This is a genomic window from Pseudothermotoga sp. (assembly GCA_025060105.1).
In the GTDB taxonomy this organism is placed as follows: Bacteria; Thermotogota; Thermotogae; order Thermotogales; family DSM-5069; genus Pseudothermotoga_A.
Genome location: JANXCS010000012.1, coordinates 21,841 through 28,715, shown reverse-complemented (window position 1 = coordinate 28,715; position 6,875 = coordinate 21,841). Strand labels below are relative to the sequence as shown.

The following is a 6,875-nucleotide window of genomic DNA, read 5'->3' as shown; positions in this document are numbered from 1 at the left end:
CCGCCAGAATATTTCTGGCTCGGAATATTTGGTTTGACTGTTATATCATCTCTGTCCCGTGGCAATGTGTTGAAAGGTTTTATAGGTGGATTCATAGGAGTCATATTGAGTACCATCGGTGTGGCACCCGTGGGAGGTAACGTACGGTTCACCTTCAATGTACCGGAGTTGATCAGCGGTGTTGGACTCATACCAGCGCTGGTCGGCCTGTTTTGTATCCCTGAAGTGATAGAAATGATCCTCAATAGATCGCAAAAGCATTTGTACCAAGAAGCAAAGGTAGAAAAGGGTCTATTTGTCAAAACTTTCATCAACGTTATGAAAAAGCAAGTTGATCTCCTGAGGGCTTCAGTGATCGGTTTCATCATAGGTGTACTCCCGGGTGCTGGTGGAAACATAGCCAATCTAGTGGCTTACAGCGAAGCTGTGAGAGCCTCGAAACATCCCGAAAAATTTGGCACTGGTATACCTGAGGGCGTCATCGCAACAGAAACATCCAACAATGCCGTGGTGGGAGGGGGATTCGTTCCTTTAATGACGCTCGGAGTACCTGGTACTCCAGTCGATGCTATCCTCTACGGAGCACTCTTGATACAAGGTCTAAGACCTGGTGCGGAACTGTTCACGAGAAAAGCCGACGTGGTTTACACATTCATAGCGGGTGTCATCATGGCAACGTTTGTGATGGTACCAATCGGTTTGGCATTTGGAAAAGGTATGACGAAGATCATCACAAAGATACCTTTGAGTTTACTTGCGCCAGTAGTGATCTTTCTAACTATGGTTGGTTCTTACTGCGTGAGTAACAACATATCCGATGTGTATATGATGTTGATATTGGGCGTGCTAGGCTTTGTGTTGAGGAAACTCGGTTTCGAAGCTGGTCCAATAACCTTAGGTTTGATACTCGGTCCCATAATCGAGACCGGACTTGTCCAAGGACTTTTGATAGGAAGAAAATTGCCACAGCCTTGGATGATCTTTGTGACAAGACCTTTGAGCTGGGTTTTCATCATACTTTCAGCTTTCTTCTTGGTATGGCCTTTGATAAGGAGAAAACGCGTTGTTGACAATCCGGGTGGTGTCCGACAATGATGAGCGACATTGTGGTATCAGGCATCTTCCTCGTTCTTTTTCTTATCTTCATGCGCGAGACGAGGAATTACAACTATTACTCTGCCATTTTCCCACAGTTCGTGCTCGGACTTTTGTTGATTTTAACTACGATACTTTTGATAAAAGCATTCATAGTACGTAAGAAACGCTCTCTTAGTGATGCTAAACCAATTTCACTGAAGGATCTCTCTTATATTTTGATCGTTGTGGTTCTGAGTTTTCTTTGGATCTACGTGATGGACAGATTTCTTGGTTTTTTGGTTGGAAGCATGGTCTTTGGTGTTGGGATATTTGCTATTCTTGCCGGAAAGAGTTTGAAATTGAAAGAATTCGTTCTTTTATCAGTCGTGCTTTGCGCGATCGTACTGATATTCTGGTTCGCTCTTGGAAAGCTTCTCTTAGTCCCGTTCCCAACAGGTTTACTCTTCTGATGGAGGTGTAAACAATGGATCAACAGAGGGATGTTGAAAAGCTTTTGAAAAAAGCCCAAAAGCCTTCGGAAGATGCTTTGAAAATGCATCCTTTCTACAAAGGAAAGATACAAACGGCTCCCAAAGTTCCAGTAAGGTCGTACGATGATTTTGCTATCTGGTACACACCGGGCGTAGCAAGGGTTTGCCAAGAGATCGTGAAAGATCCCATGAAAGTTTATGAATACACAAACAAAGAAAACACCATTGCCATAGTCACAGACGGGACCAGGATTCTTGGTCTTGGGGACATAGGGCCTGAGGCTGGGCTTCCAGTGATGGAAGGAAAAGCTTTACTTTTCAAGTATCTAGGTGGTGTTGATGCACTACCACTGTGTGTTGGAACGAAAAAGATCGAGGAAATAGTACAGTTCTGCAAATGGTTATCACCCAGTATATCCGGAATAAACCTTGAAGATGTTGAAAAACCAAAATGCTTCGTTCTGCTCGAAAGACTTCAAGAAGAGCTTTCCATTCCCGTCTTTCACGACGATCAACAGGGCACAGCAACTATAACGTTGGCTGGACTCATAAACGCGTTGAGGATAGTTGGCAAAAGAATAGATGAAGTGAGAATAGCGCTCATTGGTGCGGGTAGCGCAAACTACGCCTTTGCAAGATTGCTCGAAAAAATGAATGTCGATCTTGGAAACGTGATAGTTGTGGACTCGAGGGGCATCATAACGCGTGAACGAGCGGAGCAGCTCGACGATATCACGAAGCGCATGTGGTTGAAAACTAACGCTGAAAATATTGAAGGCGGTATAGAGGAAGCTTTGAGGGGAGCAGATGTGTGCATTGCCTATTCGAAGAGTGGGCCAGGTGTGATCAAGCCTGAATGGGTGAAGCGAATGAACAAGGATGCCATAGTTTTTGCTGGTGCGAACCCTGTTCCAGAGATATGGCCGTGGGAAGCTAAAGAAGCTGGAGCCAGGATAATCGCCACGGGAAGGAGTGACTTTCCCAATCAGGTGAACAATTCGCTCGGTTTCCCAGCCATCTTCAGAGGAGTACTCGATGTGCGTGCAACGAAAGTCACAGACGAAATGTGTATTGCAGCTGCACAAGCTATAGCGGATTTTGCTTATAGAAAAGGTATACATGAAGAGTACATAGTGCCAACGATGGAAGAGGAGGAAGTTTACATTGAAGAGGCTTTTGCAGTAGCGAAGAAAGCAATGGAGCAGGGAATTGCAAGAAATCGTATGACGGATGAGGAACTCCTTAAAAAGATCAGAGAAAGAATAAAGATGGGCAGAGAGATGGAAAAAGCTTTAGTCAAAACTAATTTAATAAAACTTCCGTGAGGTGTTCTAAGGTGGATGCCATCGCTTTCACGAAAAATGACAATGTGGCCACAGCTATAAAGAATTTATCGAAAGGTCAAACGGTGATCGTCATCCTTGGAGAAGAGAAGATTCATATTGAACTTCTAGAGGATGTTCCTTTTGGTCACAAGTTTGCCTTGATGGATATTCCTAAAGGAGAGCAAGTCATCAAGTATGGAGAAACGATCGGAATAGCAACCGAGAACATAAAAAAAGGCCAATACGTCCACGTTCACAATGTCGTTGGGCAACGCGGGGTGAGGAGGCATCGATCGTGAGACTGAGGGGTTTTCTCAGGCCAGATGGAAGAATAGGCTTTCGTAATCATTTTTTGATTGTGCCGACGGTGATCTGTGCTACGAGGGCAGCTGAGGAGATCGCAAGCAATTTTGCAAACGTTGTTCATCTTCACAACCAACATGGTTGTAATCATATGAAGGATGACGAAAGAAAGGTCGTCAATGTTCTGAAAGGTATGGCACTCAATCCCAATGTTGTCGGTGTGTTGTTCATAGGCTTAGGTTGTGAGACTGTACCGACACAGAAGATATTTGAATCAGTTAGAGCGAGTGGAAAGCCTGTGGAATGTTTGATCATCCAAGAAGAGGGAGGTACATTGCGAACTGTTGAGAAAGGTGTGCGCCTCCTTCAACAAATGATGGAAAAGATCGATATCAACCAAGTGGAAGCAGATCTTTCCACGGTGACTGTCGCCATCGAGTGTGGTGGATCAGACACCACGTCAGGCATAGCTGCGAACCCCGTCGTTGGTTATGTGGCTGATAAGCTCGTTGACGCTGGCGCCACCGTTGTTTTTTCTGAAACGACGGAGATCATTGGTGCGGAGCATTTGTTAGCGAAGAGGGCCGTGAACGATGATGTTGCCAAAAAACTGCTCGAACTGGTTGATAGGTGTGAAAAAAGTGCGTTAGCTGGTGGTGAAGATATCCGCGGGGTCAATCCCACACCTGGTAATATCCGTGGCGGTTTAACGACCTTGGAAGAAAAGTCCCTCGGAGCAATCTACAAGGCTGGAACGCGTCCAATAAAAGGGGTACTCGAGTATGCAGAACCGATCCCATCCGGTGGTCTCTATTTCATGGATAGTCCAGGTCACGACGTTGAATCTGTGACTGGTATGGTTGCAGGTGGTGCTCAAGTTGTGATATTCACCACTGGCCGAGGTACACCCACAGGTTGTTCTATAGCACCGGTCATAAAAGTCACTGCGAATGCGAGCACGTATCGTCGAATGAGTGACAACATAGACGTCGATGTGAGTGATGTTTTAGAGGGTCGCTCTACAATTCAACAAGCTGGCGAGAGATTGTTCATGAAACTGATCGAAATTCTCAACGGCAAACTGACAAAGAGCGAAATGTTGAAACACCATGAATTTGGCATCTATCTGACACAGCCAACTTTGTGAGGTGACTGAGATGAAATATCCTCTCAAATATGGAGAAAAGCAGCTAGATCTAGAAGTACCAGACCATGTTGAGATACTTTCACCCCGAGCCGAACTTCCTGCCGTTCCAGATCCGTTAGAAGAAATTCGCAAAGCTCTGAACGAACCTATTCAAAGCTTCACGATCACCGAGATTGTTCAGCAAATGAAACCAAAAAGGGTAGCAATATTGGTGAGTGATTTAACACGTCCCAGTCCATCTCACATAATCGTTCCACCAATTTTAGAAGAACTCAACAGAGCTGGTGTGAAACCCGAACAGATACGTATTGTTTTTGGTTTGGGTTTTCACAGAAAAATGACAGAAGAAGAGATGAAGAAAGCCATCGGCGAAGAAATTTTCAAGAGATACCCATGCTTGAACCATGACGTGAATGATTGTGTGCGCATCGGTGAGACGAGCAGAGGTACACCTGTAGAGGTATTCAAATCCGTTGTTGAATCCGATCTCATAATCGCTACGGGTAATCTTGAACTCCACTGGTTCGTGGGTTACAGCGGAGGGCACAAAGCGCTCCTTCCTGGAGTGTGCTCAAAGATGTCCATTGAGAAGAATCACTCTCTGATGCTCTCAGATCAAGCCGTGGCAGGAAACATAGACACGAATCCGGTGAGATTGGACATAGAAGAGGCTGGAACCATGGCCAACGTTCGATTCATAGTGAATGTTGTTCTGAACAGTAAAAAGCAGATTGTGAAAGCTGTTGCAGGTCATCCAGTGTTCGCACACAGAGAGGGTGTGAAATATATAGACCAAATGTACAAAGTTTCTATCGAGAAAAAGTACGACATCGTGATTGCTTCTTGCGGTGGCTTTCCAAAAGACATAAACCTATATCAAGCTCAAAAAGGTTTGGACAATGCCTTCCACGCGGTGAAAGATGGAGGTACTATCATCCTCGTGGCTGAGTGCAAGGAAGGTTTCGGTGAAAAAACGTTCGAAGAATGGATGAGGAAGGCAAATAGTCCAGATGAACCACTGGAGTGGATAAAATCGAACTTCGTGCTCGGTGGTCACAAAGCGGTCGGTTTCTGCAAGGTGCTCAAAAAGGCCAGCATTTTTCTATGTTCAACGATGAAAAAAGATGTTGTCGAAGATATTTTCATGACACCGTTCGATGACGTGCAAAAAGCTTTGGACAGTGCTTTACAAAGGTATGGAAAATCGGCGGACATTTTGATCATGCCGTTTGCAAACTCGACGCTGCCAGTTTTGAGATGAGCTATTTGGGCAAAATAATACCGAATTTGTTCAAACCAGTTTCGTACTTATAATAAACCTGTGCTTTGTGCAGGTCTGCTATTGCTTTCACAACAGCCAGACCTAGACCCAAACCTTCGGTCGTCACGTTACTCGATCTGTAGAATTTGAGGAAAATTTTATCACGATCCTGCTCCGGTACAGGCTCTCCATGATTGCATACTTCCACTATCACTGAATCTTTATGCTCTTCGACATTCAGCAAAATGGGTTTCTGTGAGTTTGAATACTTGCACGCGTTGTCTAGAAGGTTGGCGAAAGCTTGTATCAGTAACGGACCTACACATTTTATTTTTATCTGCTTCAGTTCATTGAAAATGATTTCTCTTTCACTGTATTTCGCTGCTATTTGATCCAAACTTTCTAGAATTAAACTCGACAAGTCCTCCTCTTGAAAATTTTTTGGCGTGGTGTGCTGTACTCTCGCTATGAGTAAAAGTTGGGATGTGATCTCTACCATCCTATCTATGTTGTGTTTCACTCTCTCTATTTCAAACCGAACATTGCCAGTCAACTCTTCTCTCAAAAGAACCTCAAGCCTGGTTTTAGCGCTCGCTAAAGGGTTTCTGAGTTGGTGTGAGATCGTTGTGGCGAAATCTCTGAGCTCTTCCATCACTTTGTTCAAACGGTCTATAGCATCGTTGAGTTGCTTTTGAAGAATTTCCGCTTCTTGACTTGTTGGCTCTATACTTATTCTTTCAAGTACACCTTTCGAGACGAGTTGCATTTGTTCTCCGATCATCTCTATGGGTTGAGTGAGCTTTCGAGTCAACTTACGTCCAAAGAACAACACGATCAAGATCAAAGGTATTAAAACGACGGTCAAAACAGAGCACAGAGAGACAAGTAATGTGAAATGATCTTTGAGACTGCGTGCAACCACCGCTTGGTATTCTCCAAAATTTTGTCGAAAATAGCGATAATAGCCTATCGTATGAAAACCGCTCGATTTTGGTATCCTGAAATCATCTGGTAAGTTATAACTCGCTATGATTTTTCCTTCCTCCGTAACGTAGAAAGCGTAATTTTTCTTACCGAATATGGCGACTGGTTGACTCTCGGGTTTTTCTAGAAATCTCAGTAAATCGTTTGCGAACACGAGTATTTCCTGATCTATCCTCTTGATAGCAAGACTGTGAAAGATGAAGACAAGCAAGATGGACATGACGATCAGCGAGATGATGAAGATGGAGAGATAATACCTTTCTATGGCATGCCTCAGTGGGGGCACA

The 6,875-nt window shown here is 44.2% G+C and carries 7 protein-coding genes; 6 read left to right on the top strand and 1 reads right to left on the bottom strand.

Annotated features, from left to right (window positions below; translation table 11 throughout):
* From NZ875_09400 to larA, 6 genes are all read left to right on the top strand, one after another.
* Positions 1-1,095: tripartite tricarboxylate transporter permease (locus tag NZ875_09400; GenBank protein ID MCS7175952.1), on the top strand; the 1,095-nt coding region annotated here is incomplete at its 5' end.
* Complete coding sequence (locus tag NZ875_09395) at positions 1,092-1,547, top strand: tripartite tricarboxylate transporter TctB family protein (protein ID MCS7175951.1); 456 nt, start codon at positions 1,092-1,094, stop codon at positions 1,545-1,547. The genes NZ875_09400 and NZ875_09395, both read left to right, overlap by 4 nt.
* A 14-nt stretch (positions 1,548-1,561) precedes the next feature.
* Entirely contained in the window at positions 1,562-2,893 is a 1,332-nt protein-coding gene (locus NZ875_09390; GenBank protein ID MCS7175950.1) for an NADP-dependent malic enzyme, read from the top strand.
* A complete protein-coding gene (locus tag NZ875_09385) occupies positions 2,890-3,192 on the top strand; it encodes a UxaA family hydrolase (GenBank protein ID MCS7175949.1) in 303 nt (100 codons plus the stop codon). Before NZ875_09390 ends, NZ875_09385 begins: the two co-directional genes overlap by 4 nt.
* Entirely contained in the window at positions 3,189-4,343 is a 1,155-nt protein-coding gene (locus NZ875_09380) for a UxaA family hydrolase (protein ID MCS7175948.1), read from the top strand. Before NZ875_09385 ends, NZ875_09380 begins: the two co-directional genes overlap by 4 nt.
* Before the next feature lie 10 nt (positions 4,344-4,353).
* Positions 4,354-5,604 carry a nickel-dependent lactate racemase gene (gene larA, locus NZ875_09375; GenBank protein MCS7175947.1) on the top strand — a complete coding sequence of 417 codons (1,251 nt, stop codon included), beginning with the start codon at positions 4,354-4,356 and terminating at the stop codon, positions 5,602-5,604.
* Position 5,605: 1 nt separating this feature from the next.
* Here the strand turns inward: larA and NZ875_09370 are convergent, their stop codons facing one another.
* Positions 5,606-6,874: a HAMP domain-containing histidine kinase gene (locus tag NZ875_09370; protein ID MCS7175946.1), complete on the bottom strand. Its 1,269-nt coding sequence runs from the start codon at positions 6,872-6,874 to the stop codon at positions 5,606-5,608.
* Between the last annotated feature and the right edge of the window lies 1 nt (position 6,875).